Raw genomic sequence first — 22,402 nt, forward strand, 5'->3', positions numbered from 1 at the left:
CGCCGGGACAGAGGGACCAGAGGGAAACCATGCAGATCCACAAGTACGACACCGTCATCGTCGGCGCCGGCGGCGCCGGCATGCGCGCGGCCATCGAGTCGACCAAGCGCAGCCGCACCGCCGTGCTGACGAAGCTCTACCCCACCCGCTCCCACACGGGCGCCGCGCAGGGCGGCATGGCCGCCGCGCTGGCCAACGTGGAGGAGGACAACTGGGAGTGGCACACCTTCGACACGATCAAGGGCGGCGACTACCTGGTCGACCAGGACGCCGCCGAGATCCTGGCGAAGGAGGCCATCGACGCGGTCCTCGACCTCGAGAAGATGGGCCTGCCGTTCAACCGCACGCCCGAGGGCCGTATCGACCAGCGCCGCTTCGGCGGTCACACCCGTAGCCACGGCGAGGCCCCGGTCCGCCGCTCCTGCTACGCCTCGGACCGCACCGGTCACATGATCCTCCAGACGCTGTACCAGAACTGCGTCAAGGAGGGTGTGGAGTTCTTCAACGAGTTCTACGTCCTGGACCTCCTGCTCCAGGACGTGGACGGCGTCAAGAAGTCCGCGGGTGTCGTCGCCTACGAGCTGGCGACCGGCGAGATCCACATCTTCCAGGCGAAGGCGATCATCTTCGCCTCCGGCGGCACCGGCAAGTTCTTCAAGGTGACGTCCAACGCCCACACCCTGACCGGTGACGGCCAGGCCGCCGCCTACCGCCGCGGTCTGCCGCTGGAGGACATGGAGTTCTTCCAGTTCCACCCGACGGGCATCTGGCGCATGGGCATCCTGCTGACGGAGGGCGCCCGCGGTGAGGGCGGAATCCTCCGCAACAAGGACGGCGAGCGCTTCATGGAGAAGTACGCGCCGGTCATGAAGGACCTCGCGTCCCGTGACGTCGTGTCCCGCTCCATCTACACGGAGATCCGTGAGGGCCGCGGCTGCGGTCCCGAGGGCGACCACGTCTACCTCGACCTCACGCACCTCCCGCCGGAGCAGCTGGACGCGAAGCTCCCGGACATCACCGAGTTCGCGCGCACCTACCTCGGCATCGAGCCCTACACGGACCCGATCCCGATCCAGCCGACCGCGCACTACGCCATGGGCGGCATCCCGACCAACGTCGAGGGCGAGGTGCTGGCCGACAACACCACCGTCGTCCCGGGCCTGTACGCCGCCGGCGAGGTCGCCTGTGTCTCCGTGCACGGCGCCAACCGCCTCGGCACCAACTCGCTGCTCGACATCAACGTCTTCGGACGCCGCTCGGGCATCGCCGCCGCCGAGTACTCCGCGAAGAACGACTTCGTCGAGCTTCCCGAGAACCCGGGGCAGCTGGTCCAGGAGCAGGTCGAGCGGCTGCGCAACGGCACGGGCACCGAGCGGGTCCACGCGCTCCGCACGGAGCTGCAGGAGTGCATGGACGCCAACGTGATGGTGTTCCGCACCGAGCAGACCATCAAGACGGCGGTCGACAAGATCGCCGAACTGCGGGCGCGCTACCTCAACGTGTCCATCCAGGACAAGGGCAAGCGGTTCAACACGGACCTGCTGGAGGCCATCGAGCTGGGCAACCTGCTCGACCTCGCCGAGGTCATGGCGACCTCCGCCCTGGCCCGCAAGGAGTCCCGCGGCGGTCACTACCGCGAGGACTACCCGAACCGCGACGACGTCAACTTCATGCGCCACACCATGGCGTACCGCGAGGTCGCGGACGACGGCACCGAGTCGATCCGGCTCGACTACAAGCCGGTCGTCACGACCCGCTACCAGCCGATGGAGCGTAAGTACTGATGGCTACCCCGACCCTGGAAAAGACCGACAAGCCCGAGGCCGGCTTCGCCGACACCCCGTACATCACGGCCACGTTCCGGATCCGCCGCTTCAACCCCGAGGTCTCCGACGAGGTCCAGTGGCAGGACTTCCAGATCTCGATCGACCCGAAGGAGCGTGTGCTCGACGCCCTTCACAAGATCAAGTGGGAGCAGGACGGCACCCTCACCTTCCGCCGTTCCTGCGCGCACGGCATCTGCGGCTCCGACGCGATGCGGATCAACGGCAAGAACAGGCTCGCCTGCAAGACGCTGATCAAGGACATCAACCCGGACAAGCCGATCACGGTCGAGGCCATCAAGGGCCTCACGGTCCTCAAGGACCTCGTGGTCGACATGGACCCGTTCTTCCAGGCCTACCGCGATGTCATGCCCTTCCTCGTCACCAAGGGGAACGAGCCGACGCGTGAGCGCCTGCAGTCCGCCGAGGACCGCGAGCGCTTCGACGACACCACCAAGTGCATCCTGTGCGCCGCGTGCACGTCCTCGTGCCCGGTGTTCTGGAACGACGGCCAGTACTTCGGCCCGGCGGCGATCGTCAACGCGCACCGCTTCATCTTCGACTCGCGTGACGAGGCCGGGGAGCAGCGCCTGGAGATCCTCAACGACCGTGACGGTGTGTGGCGTTGCCGCACGACCTTCAACTGCACGGACGCCTGCCCTCGTGGCATCGAGGTCACCAAGGCGATCCAGGAAGTGAAGCGCGCGCTGATCACCCGTCGCTTCTGACCGACGCGTCACACCGAGAGGCCCCGTTTCCCGCACGGTCCGTGCGGGAAACGGGGCCTCTTGGTGCGGGGCCTCTTGGTGCGGGGGACCGGGCCGGGACGGTACGGTCGTGCGGAGCCGTCGACCGGCTCACCCTCTCCCGGTGCGCGACAGCACGGGAGCAGACGGCTTGATGGAGAACGGGGAACGTCGTGAGCGATCCGAATCCGTACGCGGACGACTCATACAAGTGGGGCCCGCCCCAGCCGCCGGGCAACCCGCCCACGATGCCGGACGGCCAGGGTTACGGCTATCCGGCGCCGGGCGCCGCTCCGGCGTACGGCTATCCGCAGCCGCTGCCCGACGGCGCGGCGCAGCCCGGCCCCGGTTACGGCTATCCGGGCCCCGGACAGCCGACGGAGCCCGGCTTCAACCTTCCGGTGCAACACGGCGGCACGGGGGTCCCGGTGCTCTCGCTCGGTGACATCACGGTGATGAACGACGGGATCGTCACCCCGTCCGGCACCCTGCCGCTCAAGGGCGCGGTGTGGACGGCGACCGACATGTCGCGCACGGAGGAGAAGATCCCGACCGTGGGCATCGTGCTCGCGATCGTCTTCGCGCTGTTCTGCCTCATCGGCCTGCTGTTCCTCCTGATGAAGGAGAAGCGCACGACCGGCTTCGTGCAGATCACGGTCACCAGCGGCGGCCGGCACCACCAGACGATGATCCCGGCGACGGGCCCCGAGACCTTCCAGTGGGTCATGTCGCAGGTCAACACCGCGCGTTCGATGAGCGCCTGAGGACGAGCGCCTGAGTCCGGGGCGGTCGCTCCACCTCGCCCCGATAGCCTTGGGACCGTGGCGAAGCAAGAGAAGAAGGCCCCGAAGAGCGAGCAGACCCGCACCCTGATCCTGGAGACCGCGCTCCGGCTCTTCGAGGAGCGCGGGTACGACCGGACGACGATGCGGGCCATCGCCCAGGAGGCCGGCGTCTCCGTAGGGAACGCCTACTACTACTTCTCCTCCAAGGAGCACCTGGTCCAGGGCTTCTACGACCGGATCGCCGCCGAGCACGAGGCGGCGGTCCGGCCGGTCCTGGCCGACGAGACGGATCTCGCCCTGCGCATCCGGGGCGTCCTGCTCCGCTGGCTGGACGTGGCCGAGCCGTACCACCGTTTCGCCGCCCAGTTCTTCAAGAACGCCGCCGACCCCGAGAGCCCGCTCTCCCCCTTCTCGGAGGACTCCGTGGGCGCCCGCGAGGCGGTGATCTCCGTGCACGAACGCTGCCTGGCCGGATCGAGCACCAGGTACGACCAGGAGCTGGGCCGGATACTGCCGCAGTTGATGTGGCTGATGCAGATGGGCCTGGTGCTGTTCTGGGTCTACGACCGGTCCGAGGGCACCGGCCGCAGCCGCCGGCTCGTCGAGCGCACCGCGCCGATCGCCGCCCGGGCGATCGCGCTCTCCCGCTTCCGGGTGCTGCGGCCGCTCGTGCGGCAGATCCACGACGTCCTGGTGGAGTTCATGCCCGGGGCGCGCGGCGCCCAGGACATCAGATCCAGCTGAGCTCCCACAGCCGCCAGATGCCGGTGCCGTCGGAGAGGTACTGGGAGCCGGACACGGACTGCTTGCTGACGACGTAGTCCTTCTTCTGCCACAGCGGGACCAGCGGAACGTCCTCGCCGACCAGCCTCTGCATCTCCTTGAAGTCGTCCGAGGTCCGGCCGCGGTCGCTGTACTGCTGCGTGGCCGCGATCAGCGCGTCCATCTTCTCGCTGCTGTAGCCGTTGTGGAGGGAGTTCTCGCTGCCGACCAGCGGCTGGCTGAAGGTGTCGGGGTCCGGGTAGTCGGGGAGCCATCCCAGGGTGTACGCGTCGTACTCACCGGCCGCGTAGCCCTTCTGGAAGGCCTGCCACTCGACGGCCTTCTCCTCGACCTCGAAGAGCCCGTCCTTCTCCAGCTGACGGACCAGCTCGGCGGACTCCGCCTTGTTGGCGTCGTCGTCGCGGTGGGCGAAGGTGATGTGCAGCGGAAGGTCCACACCGGCGTCCTCCATCAGCGCCCTGGCCCGCTCCGGGTCCGACTCCGGGTAGGAGTCGAAGAAGGGGGTGCTGTGCCCGATGTAGCCCTGCGGGATCAGCGAGTACAGGGGTTCGACGGTGCTCCGGTAGGCCTTCGTGACCAGCGGGCCCCGGTCGATGATCCAGGCGATGGCCTGGCGGACCTTCCTGTCGGCGAGCGGCGCGCCGTCCCGGACGTTGAAGACGAGGTTGCGGATCTCGGCGCTGTCCGCCTCGGTGACCCGCTGGTCGTCGGCGGCCGGGTCGAGCTCGGCGAGCTGCTCGGAGGGGAGCTGACGGTGCGTGACGTCGACGTCCCCGGCCTTCCAGGCCGCCTGGAGCGCCTCGGATCCCTCGAAGTAGCGGATGTCGACCGCGACACCCGTCTTCTTCAGCGCGCCCTTGTACGCCGGGTTGGGCACCAGCTCGGCCTGGACACCGGACTCGAACGACTTCAGCGTGTACGGGCCCGAACCGTCGGCCTGGCTGCCCGTGCGGAGCTTGTCCTTCGGGTACTTGGTGGGGTCGACGATGGACCCGGCGCCGGTGGCCAGCTTCTGCGGGAACGTCGCGTCCCTGGCCGAGAGGTTGAAGGTGATCGTGCGGCCCTCGGTCACGATGGTGTCGAGGCTGGGGAACAGCACCGAGGGACCGGCGTCCGCCTTGATCTTCAGCATGCGGTCGAAGGAGTACTTGACGTCCTCGGCCGTGACCTTGCGGCCGTTGGAGAAGGTCAGGTCGTCCCGCAGCCTGCACTGGTACGTCTGGAGTTTCTGGCCGATGAAGCCGCAGCTCTCGGCGGCGTCCGGCTCCGGCACGACCGCTCCGGACCTGAAGGTCATCAGGGACTGGTAGAGGTTGCTGTAGATCGCCCAGGAGCCGGCGTCGTACGCACCGGCCGGGTCGAGCGAGGTGACCTCGTCGGACGTACCGACCGTGATCGGGGTCCCGTCCACCTCGTCCGAGGGAAGCAGCTGCCAGGCGCCGACGCCCGCGATGACCAATACCGCCAGAATCGCGAGAATCCGTAGACGGATGAACCGCATGTGCCGTGCTCCCTTGCCAACCCCACCCCGGCTCGCGTGCACAGAGAGGCACATCATCGCCGCATGATCGCCCTCACCCAATCACACGATATTCACATATGGAAGGCCAGGGTGGGCGCTCACAGGTTTCGGCCTCAGGCCTGCGGGGAAGCGAGCTCCACCACGGTGATGTCGGAGGGGGCGCCGACGCGCACGGGCGGTCCCCAGGCACCCGCACCCCGCGAGACGTACAACTGCGTGTCTCCGTAGCGTTCGTATCCGGCGACGGTGGGATTGGCGAGCTCCGCCAGGAGGTTCCCCGGCCAGAGCTGGCCTCCGTGCGTGTGGCCGGAGAGCTGGAGGCCGACTCCGTACTCGACGGCCTCGTCGATGACGACGGGCTGGTGCGCGAGAAGGACGGAGGCACGGCTGCGGTCGCGGTCGCCGAGCGCGCGGGCGAAGTCGGGGCCCTGGCCCTCGCTCTCGCCCGCCACGTCGTTGACTCCGGCGAGGTCGAAGCCGGCGATCTCGACGCGGGCGTTCTCCAGGGGGTGCAGACCCAGCTCGCGTACGTGGTCGACCCACTCGGCGGCACCGGAGAAGTACTCGTGGTTACCGGTGACGAAGTAGCTGCCGTGGCGGGCTTCGAGCCCGGCGAGCGGCTCGGCCGCGGGACCGAGATCGGCGACGGATCCGTCGACGAGGTCTCCGACGACGGCCACCAGGTCGGGGCTCGTGGCGTTGATCGCGTCGACGATCCGCCGGGTGTGGGCGCGGCCGAGGACGGGGCCGAGATGGATGTCGCTGACCACGGCGATGCGGAAGCCGTGGGCGGAGCGCGGGAGTCCGGCGAGGGGCACGGTGATCCGCTTGGTGCGGGGGCCGCGCAGCACCCCGTAGGTGCCGTAACCGACGGTGCCGAGTCCGGCGACGGCGGCCGCTCCGCCGACGGCACGGGCGACGAAGAGCCTGCGCGAGGGGTCGGCGACGGACGGGGCGGGGGTCTCGGGGCGCGGCGCGAGGTCCGTACGGGTGCTGCCGCCGCCCTGGCCGGTATCGGAAGCGGTGGCGGTGGCCCGGTGAGGGCGCTCGGCGGCCGGAGCTTCCTGGCCCTCGGTCCGGTCCTCGGCCGTGGTGGCCGCGACCGTGGGCGTCCCGCCGGCCCGGCGGGCGAGCAGCCGGCGCAGCAGCGGCCGGACGGCCTCGCCCACCAGCAGGGCCAGTGTCAGATAGAGCAGCGCGGCCAGCCAGAGGTAACCCGGCCAGGCGAGCACCTGCTGCACCGGGAAGGGGACCCCGGCGCGGCTGGAGACCAGGGCCCCGACGCTCAGCAGCGGCAGCACGAAGGCCGCGACGGTGCCCGTCCGGCGCGCGAGACTGCCGCGCGCCGTCGTGTCACCGATCAGCCGGCGCCACACATACCGGTGTACTGCCGCGAGCAGCGCGAGAACCGCGACCGCCGTCAGTACGAAGACCACAACCACGTACGCTCCCCCGCTGAAACGATTCTGTACGGACGGCGGCCCACGTCCGGGCCGTCATCTTCCTTCGCGACGCAAAGCCCTGACACCACGGAACCCGATGACCCCCACAGCCGTCCCCAGAAGAAACGAGGTGATGGCGAGCAGGAGATGGACCCAGAAGTACGCGGTCGGATCGCCCGCGTCGTCGAACGCGAGCCCGCTGCCGTCCTTCCAGAGATTCTTGACAAAGGTGACCCAGATGACCCAGCTCCACACTCCGAAGACGAGCAGGAACCAGGAGACGGGGCGGCTGAGCTTCATGGGATCAGTATCGCCGCCGCACGCCCGGCCGATCGCCCGGGGTGGGCTGTCCCGGCGGTATGCACGGCGGGTCAGGCCATCCGGGTCCCCATCCCCAGTCACGCCATGTACGTTTCCGACCGTGCCTGCTCTGAAAAAGACCGTAATGACGGTCCTCTCTGCCGCGTTGCTGTCCGTATGTGTCGTCAGTCCCGCCGGGGCGGCCGACAAGGACAAGACCGACGACAAACTGCCGAAGCCGACCGGTCCGATGTCGACCGTGGGCGGCAAGCGGCTGGGCGAGGTGGGCACGCAGGTCGATCTGGGCCCTGGTGCCCCGGCCCTGCCGAAGGACCTCACCGCACGGTCGTGGATCGTCGCGGACGCGGAGAGCGGGCAGGTGCTCGCCGCGCACAATTCGCACTGGCGGCTGCCGCCCGCCTCCACCCTGAAGATGCTCTTCGCCGACACGGTCCTGCCCGCCCTGCAGCCGAAGTCCCTCACCCATCTGGTGACCGAGGACGAACTGGCCGGCGTCGGTGAGGGAAGCAGCCTCGTGGGCGTCAAGGAGGACCACTCCTACACGGTCCACGACCTGTGGCTCGGCGTCTTCCTGCGCTCCGGCAACGACGCGGTGCACGTGCTCTCCGAGATGTACGGCGGCGTGCCCGCGACGGTCGCCGCGATGCAGCGGCACGCCGAGGAGCTGCAGGCGCTGGACACCACGGTCGTCTCGCCCGACGGCTACGACGCCCCGCACCAGGTCTCCAGCGCCTACGACCTGACGCTGTTCGCCCGGAGCGGGATGCAGAAGGCCGACTTCCGCGAGTACGCCGCGACGGCGACGGCCGAGTTCCCCGGCGAGCGGAAGAAGGGCAAGAAGCGGGAGAGCTTCGAGATCCAGAACACCAACCGGCTGATCACCGGCGACCTCGGGGTGGAGCCGTACAAGGGCATCGCCGGCGTCAAGAACGGCTACACGACCCACGCGGGCAACACCTTCACGGGGATCGCCGAGCGCGACGGGAAGGTGCTGCTGGTGACGGTGATGAACCCGTCGTCCGAGGAGAGCCACGCCGTCTACAAGGAGGCCGCCGGCCTGCTCGACTGGGGCTTCTCCGCCGGCGGCAAGGTGACCCCGGTCGGCGAACTGGTGCCGCCGAAGTCCGCCGTGGTCTCCAAGGGCTCGGAACCGGCGGGCACGGGCAAGGGCGCCGCGAAGGAGAAGCAGGCGGCCACGACGGCCCACGCCGCCGCCGCCGGCTCCAGCGGGGTCTGGACCGCACTGTCGGTCGCCGGCGGGGTGCTGGTGGCCCTGGCGGCCGCGGTGTTCCTGGTCAACCGGCGCTGGCCGCTGCCCGACCTGGTGCGTCGCCTCCCCCGTCGCTGACCTCCGCGCCCTCCACCTGCGCTGTGCCGTCCTTGCTCGGCGTCGCCGTCCAGGCGGCACAGACCAGCAGCAGTTTCGCGCTGAAGTTGATCCACAGGAGGAGGGCGATCGGCACGCCGAAGGCGCCGTACATGCTCTTGGAGGCGACATCCCTCATGTAGCTGCCGAGCAGCAGCTTGAGGAGCTCGAAGCCGACCGCGCCGACCAGCCCGGCCACGATCAGCCGCCGGCGCGGCGGCTCCACCCCGGGCAGCAGGGTCAGCAGGTAGAGCAGGATCAGGAAGTCGGCGAGGACGGCGACGACCACGGCGGCCGCCTGGAGCAGCACCCCGCCCACACCGTCCTCGGGGATGCCGAGGCGGTCGGCCGTCCAGCCGATGGCCGTGGACGCGACGGTGGAGACCGCGAGGGTCGCGAGCGCCGCTCCCCCGAGGCCGAGCAGCAGACCGGCGTCCTTGAGCTTGCGGACGACCGGGTTCCCCTCGTCCACGTCGTCCTTCTCCCACACGGCGCGCAGGCAGTCCCGCATCGAGCCGATCCAGCCGATGCCGGTGAAGAGCAGCAGCACACCGGCGACCACCCCCACCGTGCCCGCGTGGGCCACGAGGCTGTCGATGCCGAGCTGGTCCGAGATGCCGGGCACCTGCTCGGCGAGCTTGTCCTCGATCGTGTCGAGCTGCTGGGGGGAGAGCAGCGCGGCGCCGACGGCGGCACCGACGGCGATCAGCGGGAAGAGCGCCAGGAAGCTGAGGAAGGTGATCGCGGCGGCGAGCCTGGCCCAGTGGACCCGTTCCAGCGTCTCGTAGGAGCGCCAGGCGTGCGTCTCCATCAGCCGTGCGGCGAACGGCCCGATGACGGGGAGTTTCTTCAGCCAGTCCATGAACTACGCGTACCCTCGCGGGCGCGGAAAACCGTCGTCAGGGGCCGCCCGGATCAGCAATCATCCATTTCGGTGAGTGTTGTAACGAATCCCTCAAAAGGGTTTTCCCGGGCGATACGGTCACGACGATGTCCGTCGACACCGTGCTAGGAGTTATCCCGTGAAGGACGCCTTCGGTGCCCCGCAGTCCCTGCTCGTCCTCGGCGGCACCTCGGAGATCGGGCTGGCCACCGCGCGGCGGCTGATCGCCCGCCGGACCAGGACCGTCCAGCTGGCCGGACGGCCGTCCCCCGCCCTGGAGCGCGCCGCGGCCGAGCTGCGCGAGCTGGGCGCCGACGTCCGTACCGTCGCCTTCGACGCGCTCGACTCCGCCTCCCACGAGGAGGTGCTCGGGAAGCTCTTCACCGACGGGGACATCGACATGGTGCTGCTGGCCTTCGGGGTCCTGGGCGACCAGGCGCGCGACGAGGAGGAGCCCCTGTCCGCGGTCCGGGTGGCGCAGACCAACTACACGGGAGCGGTCTCCTCCGGCCTGGTGTGCGCCGGCGCGCTCCAGGCGCAGGGCCATGGGTCGCTGGTGGTGCTCTCCTCGGTGGCGGGCGAGCGCGCCCGGCGCGCGGACTTCATCTACGGCTCGAGCAAGGCGGGCCTGGACGCCTTCGCGCAGGGGCTCGGCGACGCGCTGCACGGGACGGGGGTGCACGTGATGGTCGTACGCCCCGGTTTCGTACGGTCGCGGATGACCGCCGGGCGCGAGGAGGCTCCGCTGGCCACGACCCCGGGCGCGGTCGCGGACGCGATCGTGACGGGACTGGGGCGGCGCTCGGAGACGGTGTGGGTCCCCGGGGCGCTGCGGGTGGTGATGTCGGCCCTGCGGCACGTGCCGCGTCCACTGTTCCGGCTGCTTCCGGTGCGGTAGGGCGCCGCGTCCGGGTCAGGCCGGGTTCAGGGGCGCAGGGACGGCTGGTCCATGGAGCTGCCGCCCTGGGCGGGCACGGCGGGGGCGGCGCCGCCCCCGCCGAACGGGAACTCGTTGATCTTGCGCCAGACGCCGTCCGTGCCCTGTTCGTACAGCGCGAAGGAACCACAGGTCCAGGCCGCCTCGTACGAGGAGAGCTCCTCGTACGCCCGGTCCATGGCCTCCTCGCCGATGCCGTGCGCCACGGTCACATGCGGGTGGTACGGGAACTGCAGCTCGCGCACCAGCGGCCCGGACGCCTCCCGGACCCGCTTCTGGAGCCAGGAGCAGGCCGAGGCGCCCTCGACGACCTGGACGAAGACGACCGGGGAGAGCGGGCGGAAGGTGCCCGTGCCCGACAGCCGCATCGGGAAGGGACGACCGGCCGTGGCGATCTGGGAGAGGTGGGTCTCGATCGCCGGCAGGTCGGCCGCCTCGGCCTCGGTGGGCGGAAGAAGGGTGACGTGGGTGGGGATGCCGTAGGCGGCAGGGTCCCCGAAGCTCGCGCGCCGCTCCTGGAGCAGGCTGCCGTACGGCTCCGGGACCGCGATCGAAACGCCAAGCGTTACGGTCCCCACATCGTTCTCCTCATCTTCGAAGGCCGTTCTTCGGCCGTGCCGACGCCAGTGTGGCCCCTTCGGCCGTGGTCCGGCCAGGGTCCTTGGACTCAGTGCTTCGCAGGCAGAAGGCCCATCCGGTCATAGGTCCGCGCCAGCGTCTCGGCGGCGACGGTCCTGGCCTTCTCGGCCCCCTTGGCCAGCAGGGCGTCCAGGGTCTCCGGGTCGTCCAGGTACTCCTGGGTCCGGGTCCGGAACGGGGTGACGAACTCCACCATGACCTCGGCGAGGTCGGTCTTGAGGGCGCCGTAGCCCTTGCCCTCGTATTTCCGTTCAAGATCGGTCACGGCGGCGCCGGTGAGGGTGGAGTAGATGCCGAGGAGGTTGCTGATCCCGGGCTTCTTCTCCGTGTCGAAGCGGATCACCGTGTCCGTGTCGGTCACCGCGCTCCTGACCTTCTTGGCGGTGACCTTCGGGTCGTCGAGGAGGTTGATCAGGCCCTTCGGCGTGGACGCCGACTTGCTCATCTTGACCGACGGGTCCTGGAGATCGAAGATCTTCGCCGTCTCCTTGAGGATGTACGGCGCCGGGACGGTGAACGTCTCGCCGAAGCGGCCGTTGAAACGCTCGGCGAGGTCCCGGGTGAGCTCGATGTGCTGGCGCTGGTCCTCACCGACCGGGACCTGGTTGGCCTGGTAGAGCAGGATGTCGGCGACCTGGAGGACCGGGTAGGTGAAGAGGCCCACGGTCGCCCGGTCGGCGCCCTGCTTGGCGGACTTGTCCTTGAACTGCGTCATGCGGGACGCCTCACCGAAGCCGGTGAGGCAGTTCATGATCCAGCCGAGCTGGGCGTGTTCGGGGACGTGGCTCTGGACGAAGAGCGTGCACCGCTCCGGATCGAGCCCGGCCGCCAGCAACTGCGCGGCGGCGAGCCGGGTGTTGGCCCGGAGCTCCTTCGGGTCCTGCGGCACGGTGATCGCGTGCAGGTCCACCACCATGTAGAAGGCGTCGTGGGACTCCTGGAGCGCCACCCACTGGCGGACCGCACCGAGGTAGTTGCCGAGGTGGAACGAGCCTGCGGTGGGCTGGATTCCGGAGAGCACGCGGGGTCGATCAGAGGCCATGGAGCCATTGTCTCAGGTGCGGAACCGATCTCCGGCAACCGGTGTAGGAAAGATGTGAGGACGCGGGAAGGGGTCCTGTCGCGGGCCACCGCGGCGGCGGGGCCCCTGGTGATCAGCCGTGCGCGCGCCGGGGCGCCGGGACGGATGAGACGAGAAACACGGTCCTGCCGGGCGGGGCGTGCGCGCGGCGCCCGCGAGGCGCGCCGCGCGCGGAAGGTTTCCAGGTCCTGAATCCGACCGACGATACAAAGTGGGCAATACCCCCGCCCCCGCCGCACGACGAACGGAGATCCCGTGTCGACCACGGAAACCGCAATCGCCTCCGCCGAGGCGCACAGCGCGCACAACTACCACCCGTTGCCCGTCGTCGTCGCCTCGGCGGACGGCGCCTGGATGACCGATGTCGAGGGGCGCCGCTACCTCGACATGCTCGCCGGCTACTCGGCGCTCAACTTCGGGCACGGCAACAGGCGCCTGATCGACGCGGCCAAGGCTCAGCTCGAACGCGTGACACTGACCTCCCGCGCCTTCCACCACGACCGGTTCGCGGAGTTCTGTACGCGGCTCGCCGAGCTCTGCGGCATGGAGATGGTCCTCCCCATGAACACGGGGGCCGAGGCCGTGGAGACCGCCGTGAAGACGGCCCGCAAATGGGGCTATCGCGTCAAGGGCGTCCCGGACGGCATGGCGAAGATCATCGTCGCCGCCGACAACTTCCACGGCAGGACGACCACGATCATCAGCTTCTCCACGGACCAGGAGGCGCGGGCCGACTACGGGCCGTACACCCCGGGGTTCGAGATCGTGCCGTACGGGGATCTCACCGCGCTCTCGGAGGCGATGACGGAGAACACCGTCGCGGTGCTGATGGAACCGATCCAGGGCGAGGCCGGGGTGCTGGTCCCGCCGCCGGGCTATCTGGCGGGGGTGCGGGAGATGACCCGGGAGCGGAACGTGCTGTTCGTCGCGGACGAGATCCAGTCGGGTCTGGGCCGTACGGGCCGGACCTTCGCGTGTGAGCACGAGGGCGTCGTCCCCGACATGTACGTGCTGGGCAAGGCGCTGGGCGGTGGCGTGGTGCCCGTCTCGGCCGTCGTGTCGTCCTCCGCCGTCCTCGGTGTGTACAGGCCGGGGGAGCACGGGTCCACCTTCGGCGGGAACCCGCTGGCCTGCGCGGTCGCCCTGGAGGTGATCGCGATGCTGCGCACCGGTGAGTTCCAGCAGCGGGCGGCGGAGCTGGGCGACCATCTCCACCACGAGCTGGGGCTGCTGGCCGGCGGCGGCGCGGTGGAGGCCGTGCGGGGCCGGGGCCTGTGGGCGGGGGTCGACGTCTCCCCCGCCCTCGGGACGGGCCGGGCGATCTCGGAGAAGCTGATGGAGCGCGGGGTGCTGGTCAAGGACACCCATGGCTCCACGATCCGGATCGCCCCGCCCCTGGTGATCAGCAAGGAGGACCTGGACTGGGGCCTGGACCAGCTCCGCGGCGTACTGGCCGGCTGAGAGCCCCGTCCGGCGGGGCGCCGGTCAGAGGATGACGTGGGGCAGGAAGCGCGCGTACTCGTCCGTGACCAGCCCCGCCGATTCCCTGATGCCGAGCCCGGCGGCCTCGTCCTCGACGACCCAGGCGCCGAGCACCACGCGGTTGCCCGAGAAGTCGGGCAGCGGGGCCAGTTCCTGGTAGCAGCAGGGCTCCTCGCGCAGGACCGGGCCGGTGCCCGGTTCGTGGACGGTGACCCCGGCGCCCTCCCGGCCGAGCAGCGGCTTGGCGACGTAACCAGCGCCGTCCGGGCCGGCCAGCTCGCGGGGTCCGTCGAGATAGGCGGGGAGGAGGTTGGGGTGGCCCGGATAGAGCTCCCAGAGGACGGGCAGCAGCGCCTTGTTGGAGAGGAGCATCTTCCAGGCGGGTTCGATCCAGCAGGTGCTGCCGGTGCCCCCGCCGTTGTCCAGGGTCTCCAGCACATGCGGCCCGAAGCGGTCCGTCGTCAGCCATTCCCACGGGTACAGCTTGAAGCAGCTGCGGATGAAGCGGAGCCGCTCGTCGACGAAGCGGCGGGACAGCCGGTCCCAGCCGATCCGCTCGACGGAGAGCGCCCGGGTCTCGATCCCGGCCTGCTCGGCGGTCTCCCGCAGATACGCGACCGTCATCAGGTCCTCGCCCAGCTCGTCGCCGTCGGAGTGGGCGAAGTGGAGGGGGCCGGGCGGCAGCAGCGGGGCCTGCCGCTTCCAGGCGTCGACGAGGCGCTCGTGCAGGGAGTTCCACTGGTCGGCGCCGGGGAAGCGCTCCTCCATCCAGAACCACTGCGGGCTGGCGGCCTCCACCAGGGAGGTGGGGGTGTCGGCGTTGTACTCCAGCATCTTGGCCGGGCCGGTCCCGTCGTAGCGCAGGTCGAACCTGCCGTACAGCGAGGGCAGTTCGGCGCGGCGCCGCCAGGACTCGGCGACCAGGCCCGCCAGCCGGGGGTCCGTGATGCCGAGATCCGCGAAGCGGTCGTGCTCCACGATGTGCGCGGCGGCGGCCAGACACATCGTGTGGAGCTCCTCCACGACCTCCTCCAGCGCCTCGACCTCGGGCAGGGAGAAGACGTAGTAGGCGCTCTCGTCCCAGTAGGGGCGCAGGGAGCCGTCCGGGTAGCGGGTGAGGGGGTAGATCAGCCCCTGCTCCTCGACGGTCTCCTGCCAGCCGGGGCGCGGCTGTGTGGTGCGGCGTTCCATGAGGGGCTCAGCCGCCGCTGGAGCCGGAGGAGCCGAATCCGTCGCGTTCGACCGCGGACTTGTCGAAACTGCCGCCGGAGACGCGGTTGTTGTGGCTGCTGCCGCCGTAGTAGTACTTCCCGCTGCCGTTGCCGTCCTCGCACTCGTACTCCGGCAGGATCTCCTGGGTGACCCGGTCGACGCACCGCTCGTCCGGCTCCGAGCCGCACGCGGTCAGCGTCGCCGCGAGCATTCCCATGCCGCCGAGCACGACGGTGCCCGACCTCAGCTTGCGCCTGTCCATGTTCTGTTCTCCCCCGTCGTACCCACGGGCCGGTGTACGCCCACCCGCCAACTGCCAGTCAGATTAGATGCACGACTCCCCCGACTGAAACCCGGTGCCGCCCAATGCCCGGCATCACGCCTACGGCAGGACCCGGCAGAGCGCGTCCAGCGCACCCGCCCAGCCGCTCTCCGACGGCGTGCCGTAACCGATGACCAGCCCGTCGCGGCCGGGGGCCGCGTCCTGGTGCCGGAAGCGCGAGAGCCGCTCCAGTGCGAGCCCCTGCCAGGTGGCCGCCTGGACGACCGACTGCTCCGTCCCCTCCGGGAGTTCGAGCACGGCGTGCAGTCCCGCCGCGATGCCGCTCACCTCGGAGTCCGGTGCGCGCCCGGCGAGCGCCTCGACGAGCTGGTCGCGACGGCGCCGGTAGCGCAGCCGCATCGCCCGCACATGCCGGTCGTACGCTCCTGAGGCGATGAGCTCCGCGAGGGTCAGCTGGTCCGGTGCCGCGGACATCCAGTCGAAGCCGCCCTTCGCGTCGCAGACCTCGTCGACCAGACCCTCCGGCAGTACCATCCAGGCCAGCCGCAGCCCGGGCGCCAGGGACTTGCTGGCCGTCCCCATGTAGACCACCCGTTCCGGGTCGAGGCCCTGGAGGGCGCCCACCGGCTGACGGTCGTAGCGGAACTCGCCGTCGTAGTCGTCCTCCAGGATCAGACCGTTCGAGGACCGCGCCCAGTCGACCGCCGCGGCCCGCCGGTCGGGATGGAGCGGGACACCCGTGGGGAACTGGTGGGCGGGGGTCAGCAGCACCGCGCCCACACCCGGTGCCCCGCCGAGCTCGCCGGTCCTGGCCCCGAGCGCGTCCACCGGGACGCACGGGGTGCGCAGGCCGGCGTCGGCCAGGAGGTTCCGGTGGATGTCCAGCCCGTACGACTCGACGGCCGCGGCCCGCACCGCGCGGCGCCGCAGCACCTTGCCCATCAGCGTGAGCCCGTGGACGAACCCTGAGCAGATCACGATGCGCTCCGGGTCGGCGTACACCCCGCGTGCCCGTGCCAGGTAGTCCGCAAGCACGCTCCGCAGCTCGGAGCGGCCCTGCGGGTCGTCATAGCCGAAGGCCGCGTCGGGGGCGGCGGTGAGGGCGCGCCGGGCGGCCTTGAGCCACTCCGCTCGGGGGAACGCGGAGAGGTCCGGCGACCCCGGCATCAGGTTGTGGACGGGGCGCCGTCGCGCCTGCCGCCCGCCGGCGCTCCGGACGGCCGGTCCTGGCGCGTCGGCCCGCCGCGCGACCCTGGTCCCCGAACCCTGCCGTGCGGTGAGCCAGCCCTCGGCCACGAGTTCCGCGTAGGCGTCGGCGACGGTGTTGCGGGCGATCCCGAGATCCACGGCGAGCGTGCGGGACGAGGGCAGCCGGGTGCCCGGCGTCAGCCGTCCGGTACGCACGGCCTCTCGCAACGCGTTCATCAGCCCGCTGCGCAGGCCCGTGCCGACCGGTTCGATGTGCAGGTCGGCGCCGAAAGCGGCCCAGGAATCTGTCATGGAAATGGACCATACCGGTGCGCCACCCGACCGTTAGCTTCGAAGCATGACGACGCACACACAGCACCACACGGTCACCGGAAACGCCCCCGAGCACCCCGCCCGCCTGCAGTGGGCGCAGCTCGTCCCCGACGTCTACAAGGCCATGGTCCGGCTGGACGCCGCGTCCCGCCAGGGAGTGGACCCGACCCTGCTGGAACTGGTGAAGATCCGCGCCTCGCAGCTCAACCACTGCGCCCTCTGCCTGGACATGCACTCGAAGGACGCCCTCGCGGCGGGCGAGTCCGTCGAGCGGATCATCCAGCTCGACGCCTGGGAGGAGTCACAGCACTTCTACACGGAGAAGGAGATCGCCGCGATCCAGCTGACCGAGGCGGTGACGGTCCTGACCAACGGGTTCGTGCCGGACGAGGTCTACGCGAAGGCGGCGAAGCAGTTCGAGGAGGCCGAGCTCGCCCGGCTGATCGCCGCGATCACGGTGATCAACGCCTGGAACCGGTTCGGTGTGACCTGCCGGATGGCCCCGGGGCACTACACGCCCGGCGACATCAAGCACTGACCACGGCCCCCGTACGCACCTCCCACCCCGGAGCCCCCATGAACGACCCCGCGTCCGTCTTCCGGGCGCTGCACCACGGCCGCCTCCCCGGCGACCCCCTGGTCCTGCCCGGTCCGTGGGACGCCGCGAGCGCCCGCGTGTTCGAGGAGGCCGGTTTCCCGGCCCTGGCCACTCCGAGCGCGGGTGTCGCCGCCTCCCTCGGTCACGCCGACGGGGAGACGCCGGCGGACGAGATGTTCGCGGCGGTGGCGCGGATCGCCCGGGCGGTGTCCGTCCCCGTCTCGGCGGACGTCGAGGCCGGTTACGGTCTGGCCCCGGACGAGCTCGTCGACCGCCTCCTGGAGGCCGGAATCGTCGGCTGCAACCTGGAGGACTCGGTGGACGGCGTGCTCGTCGACCCGCGGTGGCAGGCCGACCGGCTCGCAGAGGTGCGTGAGGCGGCGGGCGGACGCCTCTTCGTCAACGCCCGCATCGACACGTACGTCCACGGGGACCCCGCCGCCACGGACGTGGAGGCGGACACGGTGGCCCGCGCCCTGCTCTACGCCGGGGCCGGCGCCGACTGCGTCTACCCGATCATGGCCCCGCCGGACACCCTGCCCGCTCTGGCCGCGGCGGTCCCGGTCCCGCTCAACGCGCTCGGCGCACCCGACGGCCCGGCCGCCACCCGCCGGCTCGGCGAGCTCGGCGCGGCACGGATCACCTTCGGCCCGCAGTTGCAGCGCAGGGCGGCGGACGCCGTGCGGGACCTGGCCGGGCGGCTGCTGGGGGGCGACTGAGCGGACGCAGGAGGGCGCCCCCGCAGCTGCTGCGGGGGCGCCCTCGTACGACCTCGGGGCCGGCCGGTGGCCGGGCTCCGGTCAGATCAGGCCGAGCTCGCGGACCGCGTCGCGCTCCTCGGTGAGCTCCCGCACGGACGCGTCGATGCGCGCACGGGAGAACTCGTTGATGTCCAGGCCCTGGACGATCTCGTACTTCCCGTCCTTCGTGGTGACCGGGAAGGAGGAGATGATGCCCTCGGGGACGCCGTAGGAGCCGTCCGACGGGATACCCATCGAGGTCCAGTCGCCCTCGGCGGTGCCGTTGACCCAGGTGTGCACGTGGTCGATGGCGGCGTTGGCGGCCGAGGCGGCCGAGGACGCGCCACGGGCCTCGATGATCGCGGCGCCGCGCTTGGCGACGGTCGGGATGAAGGTGTCGGCCAGCCAGGCCTCGTCGTTGACGACCTCGGCGGCGTTCTTGCCGGCGATCTCCGCGTGGAAGACGTCCGGGTACTGGGTCGCCGAGTGGTTGCCCCAGATCGTCAGCCGCTTGATGTCGGAGACGGCGGCACCGGTCTTCGCGGCCAGCTGCGAGATCGCGCGGTTGTGGTCCAGACGGGTCATCGCGGTGAAGCGCTCGGCCGGCACGTCCGGGGCCGCGGCCTGCGCGATGAGGGCGTTGGTGTTGGCCGGGTTGCCGACGACGAGGACCTTGATGTCGTCCGCGGCGTTGTCGTTGATGGCCTTGCCCTGCGGCTTGAAGATGCCGCCGTTGGCGGACAGCAGGTCGCCGCGCTCCATGCCCTTCGTGCGCGGGCGGGCGCCGACCAGGAGGGCGACGTTGGCGCCGGCGAAGCCGACGTTGGCGTCGTCCGTGATCTCGATGCCGCGCAGCAGCGGGAAGGCGCAGTCGTCGAGCTCCATGGCGGTGCCCTCGGCGGCCTTCAGGCCCTGCGGGATCTCGAGGAGTCGCAGGTTGACCGGCACGTCCGGGCCGAGCAGGTGGCCGGAGGCGATGCGGAAGAGCAGCGCGTAGCCGATCTGGCCGGCTGCGCCGGTCACGGTGACATTCACGGGAGTGCGGGTCATGGCGGTCTCCGTTAGACAGCTGGCGGTAGGGGTCCCTGCCCCTGGTGCTGGACACCTCTGAATCTTGACGTGAAGAGATATCCAGCGGTCAGGCTATCCGACCGTCGCCGCAGGAGCCGCCCGGCCCCCTGTGGGACCGCGCACAGTCGGTCACACAGCGCAGCGGCCGGCCTCATTCGGGCGTGGCGCAGCCGGTCGTCCCGGAGGCGAGGGTCGCGCAGCCCTCGGCGTCGGACGCCTTCCTCACGGCGACCATCGGGGTGTACGCCTCGGCATCGGCGTCCACCGTGCCGTCCTGCTCCGACTCGCCGACGGTGATCTTCACGGTGTCCCCCGGGGACGCCTGGGTGATCCGGGCCCACGCGGCGCCGCAGGTCTCGCTGTAGCGGACCTCGACGAGACCGCCGCCGACGGTCTCCCTGGCCACCGTGGAGGCGAACTGGCCTCCGCAGCCCATGGTCTCCGGGTCCTGCCCGGTGCAGTCGGCACCGGTGCACCCGACCCCGGCGGGCAGCCGGGGCGCGTCTGCGGCCGGCTCGGCGGACGGTGTCGCGGCGGCCGCGCCTGTGTCGTCGTCGCCCAGATCGGTGAGCAGCACGGCCCCGGATATCAGCAGCAACGCGCCCACGAGCCCCGCCAGGAAGAGCGGCAGCCTGCGCCGGCCGCCCTCCCGTCCCCCGGGGCCGCCGCCCGGAGCCTGTCCCCCGCCGGTGGAGTCCGGGACCGGCCCCGCCTGCGGCTGCCGCGGAATCCGCGGAACCGTGCCGCGCCGGAGGGGTACGGACGACGCACGGCCGCTGTCGTGCCCTCCGCCCGCCGGTTCCGCGGCGGCGGAGACCTTCGTACCGCCGCCGGCCGTCCGCCCGCTCACCACGGGAGCTGCGGCCACGCCCGCCTCGCCGAGCGCCGCACGCGCCTGGGAGATCCTGATGGCCTCCATCGTCATGTCGTGGCGCATCCCGGAGCGGCTCCAGGCCCGCTCGGCCAGCTCCCACATGGCCGTCAGATGGTGCTGCTGAACATCCGTCACCTCGGCGAGCGCGACGACAGCGCCCTTGGGGGCGAGCAGCCTGCCGTTGAGATAACGCTCCCACGACGTCCTGCTGTACCCCGTGCGGTCGGCGACCGCGGCCAGGCTCAGGCCGCCGCGGTCCACGAGTCCGCGCAGCTGGACCGCGAACTCCCGCACCTGCGGATCGAGTTCTTCCGGTAGCGCCTTCCAACGAGGCATTGCTTCCCCCCAGTCGATTCCCCCGACGTCCCCGGCACGCCCGCCCGGTCCCGGCACCGGGCCCTTCCCCCCGCCGTCGGAACGTCTGGTCCTGCGCTCCGGACTACCGGAAGGATGCACGGACGCAGGGCGGCAGTTCCGGACAGAGGGGCGCACAGGGGCATTCGGTATGAGCGCGGGCTCCGTTGTACGCCGTAGCGCCCACCGCTCAGGGTTGTTCCCTCGTTGCGTGACGATCACACGATGGCGGAATGGTCACTTCCGTGCCACAGGCGCCGGGCATCCCTTGAACCCGGCACCTCATGTCCATGACGCTTGATTCAGGACAGGGCAAGGCCGCTCAAGTCACCGCATCCCGGTGCTTCTTGCACCGGTGCCCTGTCCGGTGTCCGTCCCTTCTCGGGGGAGGGGACGGACACCCCTCAGCGGATCGTGAAGTGGACCACGTCCTGGAGGAACGGCACCCGCAGCCACGGGCCGGGCTGCGTCATCAGCGCGAGCAGCACGATCAGCGCCCCCATCAGGCCGTAGGTGACCAGGTCGGTGAAGCGGGACCGTACGGCCAGCATGCCGACCGAGGGGACCGTCCAGCGCAGCACCGCTCCCACGAGCAGGGCGACGCCCATGACCATGGCACCGACCCTGAACGCCTCGGCGAAGGGGTCGACCGCCACGATCAGCAACCCGATCCCGGCGGTGCAGAGCACCGTGAGCAACGGCCACTGCCGGGCGGGGGCGGGGGCGTCCCCCGGAGCCGCCCGGCCGCCGCCCTCGGGACGCGCGGTGTCCCGGGTCAGCGAGAAGCGGCGCGAGGGCGCCCAGGTCGAACCGCTCTCCCCCGCTGCCGCTTCCCCGGAGGCCCCGTCCGCGCCGGCGGTGACGGACGCCCCCTCCTCCACAGGGGTACCGGCCTCGTCCCGCACCGTCTCTCCCGCGGCACCGGTCTCCCCGGTCACCTGGGCCTTCTCGGACACCCGGGCCTCCTCGGCCGTGTCTGCCTCCTCGGCCGGCCCGTCCGCGTGCGTACCGCCCGCCGGACTCGTACCAGCGCCCATGACGTTCCTCCGGTCCGGGTCAGCCGGCGGTTGCGGCGGAGGCCTCGGCGACGGCGCGCTCGGCCGCCTCGACCACGTTGACGAGCAGCTGGGCCCTGGTCATGGGGCCGACGCCACCCGGGTTCGGGGCGACCCATGCGGCCACCTCCGCCACTCCGGGGTGGACGTCGCCGACGATCTTGCCGTTCTCGTCCCGGCTGACGCCGACGTCCAGCACGGCCGCGCCCGGCTTCACGTCCTCGGGCTTGATCAGGTGGGGCACACCGGCGGCCGCGACGATGATGTCGGCCTGCCTGAGGTGCGCCGAGAGGTCACGGGTACCGGTGTGGCACTGGGTGACGGTCGCGTTCTCGGACTTGCGCGTCAGCAGCAGCGGGAGGGGGCGGCCGATGGTGACGCCCCGGCCGACGACGACCACATGGGCGCCGTTGATCTCCACGCCGTGGCGGCGGAGCAGGGTGACGACACCCTGCGGGGTGCAGGGCAGCGGGCCGCTCTCGTTCAGCACGAGCTTGCCCAGGCTCATCGGGTGGAGGCCGTCCGCGTCCTTGGCCGGGTCCATCAGTTCCAGGATGCGGTTGGTGTCGATCCCCTTGGGCAGGGGGAGCTGCACGATGTAGCCCGTGCACTCCGGGTCGGCGTTGAGCTCCCGTACGACCTCCTCGATCTCCTCCTGGGTGGCGGTGTCGGGGAGTTCGCGCTGGATCGAGCCCATGCCGACCTGGGCGCAGTCACGGTGTTTGCCGTTCACGTACCAGCGGCTGCCCGGGTCGTCGCCGACGAGCAGGGTCCCCAGGCCGGGTGTGACGCCCTGTGCCTTGAGGGCCGCCACGCGGACGGTCAGATCGGACTTGATCGCAGCTGCGGTGGCCTTGCCATCGAGAATCTGGGCGCTCATGACA

General features: G+C 70.8%; 22 protein-coding genes. 9 read left to right on the plus strand and 13 right to left on the minus strand.

The window, feature by feature from the left end; genetic code table 11:
• The first annotated feature begins 29 nt into the window (after positions 1-29).
• The 4 genes from sdhA to ACZ32T_RS07660 all read left to right on the plus strand — a co-directional run bounded on the left by sdhA (position 30) and on the right by ACZ32T_RS07660 (position 4,098).
• Complete coding sequence (gene sdhA / locus ACZ32T_RS07645; protein WP_467266479.1) at positions 30-1,784, plus strand: succinate dehydrogenase flavoprotein subunit; 1,755 nt, start codon at positions 30-32, stop codon at positions 1,782-1,784.
• Positions 1,784-2,551, plus strand: coding sequence for a succinate dehydrogenase iron-sulfur subunit (locus ACZ32T_RS07650; protein ID WP_467266482.1), 768 nt, complete (start codon positions 1,784-1,786; stop codon positions 2,549-2,551). The genes sdhA and ACZ32T_RS07650 overlap by 1 nt, the downstream gene beginning before the upstream one ends.
• 191 nt (positions 2,552-2,742) lie before the next feature.
• On the plus strand, positions 2,743-3,333 hold the full coding sequence (locus ACZ32T_RS07655; protein ID WP_467266484.1) for a hypothetical protein: 591 nt from the start codon (positions 2,743-2,745) through the stop codon (positions 3,331-3,333).
• A 57-nt stretch (positions 3,334-3,390) separates the two neighbouring features.
• On the plus strand, positions 3,391-4,098 hold the full coding sequence (locus tag ACZ32T_RS07660) for a TetR/AcrR family transcriptional regulator (RefSeq protein WP_467365850.1): 708 nt from the start codon (positions 3,391-3,393) through the stop codon (positions 4,096-4,098).
• Here ACZ32T_RS07660 and ACZ32T_RS07665 read toward each other — a convergent pair.
• The 3 genes from ACZ32T_RS07665 to ACZ32T_RS07675 all read right to left on the minus strand — a co-directional run bounded on the left by ACZ32T_RS07665 (position 4,085) and on the right by ACZ32T_RS07675 (position 7,401).
• On the minus strand, positions 4,085-5,638 hold the full coding sequence (locus tag ACZ32T_RS07665; protein WP_467266488.1) for an ABC transporter substrate-binding protein: 1,554 nt from the start codon (positions 5,636-5,638) through the stop codon (positions 4,085-4,087). The two genes, ACZ32T_RS07660 and ACZ32T_RS07665, sit on opposite strands and share 14 nt — an antisense overlap.
• A 134-nt stretch (positions 5,639-5,772) precedes the next feature.
• Positions 5,773-7,101, minus strand: coding sequence for a metallophosphoesterase (locus ACZ32T_RS07670; RefSeq protein WP_467266490.1), 1,329 nt, complete (start codon positions 7,099-7,101; stop codon positions 5,773-5,775).
• Between the two features lie 54 nt (positions 7,102-7,155).
• Entirely contained in the window at positions 7,156-7,401 is a 246-nt protein-coding gene (locus ACZ32T_RS07675) for an SCO4848 family membrane protein (protein WP_356712784.1), read from the minus strand.
• A gap of 121 nt (positions 7,402-7,522) precedes the next feature.
• On the opposite strand from ACZ32T_RS07675, the gene ACZ32T_RS07680 reads away from it, so the two are divergent.
• Positions 7,523-8,770, plus strand: coding sequence for a D-alanyl-D-alanine carboxypeptidase family protein (locus tag ACZ32T_RS07680; RefSeq protein WP_467266495.1), 1,248 nt, complete (start codon positions 7,523-7,525; stop codon positions 8,768-8,770).
• Here ACZ32T_RS07680 and ACZ32T_RS07685 read toward each other — a convergent pair.
• Positions 8,718-9,650 carry a YihY/virulence factor BrkB family protein gene (locus ACZ32T_RS07685; protein WP_467266497.1) on the minus strand — a complete coding sequence of 311 codons (933 nt, stop codon included), beginning with the start codon at positions 9,648-9,650 and terminating at the stop codon, positions 8,718-8,720. The two genes, ACZ32T_RS07680 and ACZ32T_RS07685, sit on opposite strands and share 53 nt — an antisense overlap.
• Before the next feature lie 160 nt (positions 9,651-9,810).
• On the opposite strand from ACZ32T_RS07685, the gene ACZ32T_RS07690 reads away from it, so the two are divergent.
• A complete protein-coding gene (locus ACZ32T_RS07690; protein WP_467266499.1) occupies positions 9,811-10,569 on the plus strand; it encodes a decaprenylphospho-beta-D-erythro-pentofuranosid-2-ulose 2-reductase in 759 nt (252 codons plus the stop codon).
• Between the two features lie 26 nt (positions 10,570-10,595).
• Here ACZ32T_RS07690 and ACZ32T_RS07695 read toward each other — a convergent pair whose 3' ends face one another.
• Together ACZ32T_RS07695 and trpS are read right to left on the minus strand one after the other, a co-directional pair.
• Positions 10,596-11,186 (minus strand): 2'-5' RNA ligase family protein, encoded by a 591-nt coding sequence (locus tag ACZ32T_RS07695; RefSeq protein ID WP_467266501.1) that lies wholly within the window; start codon positions 11,184-11,186, stop codon positions 10,596-10,598.
• An 89-nt stretch (positions 11,187-11,275) separates the two neighbouring features.
• On the minus strand, positions 11,276-12,289 hold the full coding sequence (gene trpS, locus ACZ32T_RS07700) for a tryptophan--tRNA ligase (RefSeq protein WP_467266503.1): 1,014 nt from the start codon (positions 12,287-12,289) through the stop codon (positions 11,276-11,278).
• 294 nt (positions 12,290-12,583) lie between these two features.
• Here trpS and rocD point away from each other — a divergent pair, with 294 nt between their 5' ends.
• Positions 12,584-13,789, plus strand: a complete 1,206-nt coding sequence (rocD, locus tag ACZ32T_RS07705; RefSeq protein WP_467266506.1) for an ornithine--oxo-acid transaminase — start codon at positions 12,584-12,586, stop codon at positions 13,787-13,789.
• A gap of 24 nt (positions 13,790-13,813) precedes the next feature.
• On the opposite strand, the gene ACZ32T_RS07710 is transcribed toward rocD, so the two are convergent.
• The 3 genes from ACZ32T_RS07710 to pdxR form a co-directional block, all read right to left on the minus strand.
• Entirely contained in the window at positions 13,814-15,001 is a 1,188-nt protein-coding gene (locus ACZ32T_RS07710; RefSeq protein WP_467266509.1) for a glutathionylspermidine synthase family protein, read from the minus strand.
• A gap of 7 nt (positions 15,002-15,008) precedes the next feature.
• Positions 15,009-15,284 carry a hypothetical protein gene (locus ACZ32T_RS07715; protein ID WP_467266512.1) on the minus strand — a complete coding sequence of 92 codons (276 nt, stop codon included), beginning with the start codon at positions 15,282-15,284 and terminating at the stop codon, positions 15,009-15,011.
• A 120-nt stretch (positions 15,285-15,404) separates the two neighbouring features.
• Positions 15,405-16,805 (minus strand): MocR-like pyridoxine biosynthesis transcription factor PdxR, encoded by a 1,401-nt coding sequence (gene pdxR / locus ACZ32T_RS07720; protein WP_467365852.1) that lies wholly within the window; start codon positions 16,803-16,805, stop codon positions 15,405-15,407.
• A gap of 46 nt (positions 16,806-16,851) precedes the next feature.
• Between pdxR and ACZ32T_RS07725 the strand changes: the two genes are divergently transcribed.
• Positions 16,852-17,364: a carboxymuconolactone decarboxylase family protein gene (locus tag ACZ32T_RS07725; protein WP_467365854.1), complete on the plus strand. Its 513-nt coding sequence runs from the start codon at positions 16,852-16,854 to the stop codon at positions 17,362-17,364.
• A 38-nt stretch (positions 17,365-17,402) separates the two neighbouring features.
• Positions 17,403-18,143 (plus strand): isocitrate lyase/PEP mutase family protein, encoded by a 741-nt coding sequence (locus ACZ32T_RS07730; RefSeq protein WP_467365856.1) that lies wholly within the window; start codon positions 17,403-17,405, stop codon positions 18,141-18,143.
• A gap of 81 nt (positions 18,144-18,224) precedes the next feature.
• Here ACZ32T_RS07730 and ACZ32T_RS07735 read toward each other — a convergent pair whose 3' ends face one another.
• The 4 genes from ACZ32T_RS07735 to ACZ32T_RS07750 form a co-directional block, all read right to left on the minus strand.
• Positions 18,225-19,214, minus strand: coding sequence for a malate dehydrogenase (locus ACZ32T_RS07735; protein WP_467266522.1), 990 nt, complete (start codon positions 19,212-19,214; stop codon positions 18,225-18,227).
• 172 nt (positions 19,215-19,386) lie between these two features.
• Entirely contained in the window at positions 19,387-20,445 is a 1,059-nt protein-coding gene (locus ACZ32T_RS07740; protein WP_467365858.1) for a helix-turn-helix domain-containing protein, read from the minus strand.
• A 422-nt stretch (positions 20,446-20,867) separates the two neighbouring features.
• On the minus strand, positions 20,868-21,500 hold the full coding sequence (locus tag ACZ32T_RS07745) for a DUF3017 domain-containing protein (RefSeq protein ID WP_467266526.1): 633 nt from the start codon (positions 21,498-21,500) through the stop codon (positions 20,868-20,870).
• A 19-nt stretch (positions 21,501-21,519) separates the two neighbouring features.
• Positions 21,520-22,398 carry a bifunctional methylenetetrahydrofolate dehydrogenase/methenyltetrahydrofolate cyclohydrolase gene (locus ACZ32T_RS07750; RefSeq protein ID WP_467365860.1) on the minus strand — a complete coding sequence of 293 codons (879 nt, stop codon included), beginning with the start codon at positions 22,396-22,398 and terminating at the stop codon, positions 21,520-21,522.
• Positions 22,399-22,402 lie beyond the last annotated feature (4 nt).

Source organism: Streptomyces sp. NPDC023573, from assembly GCF_055559735.1.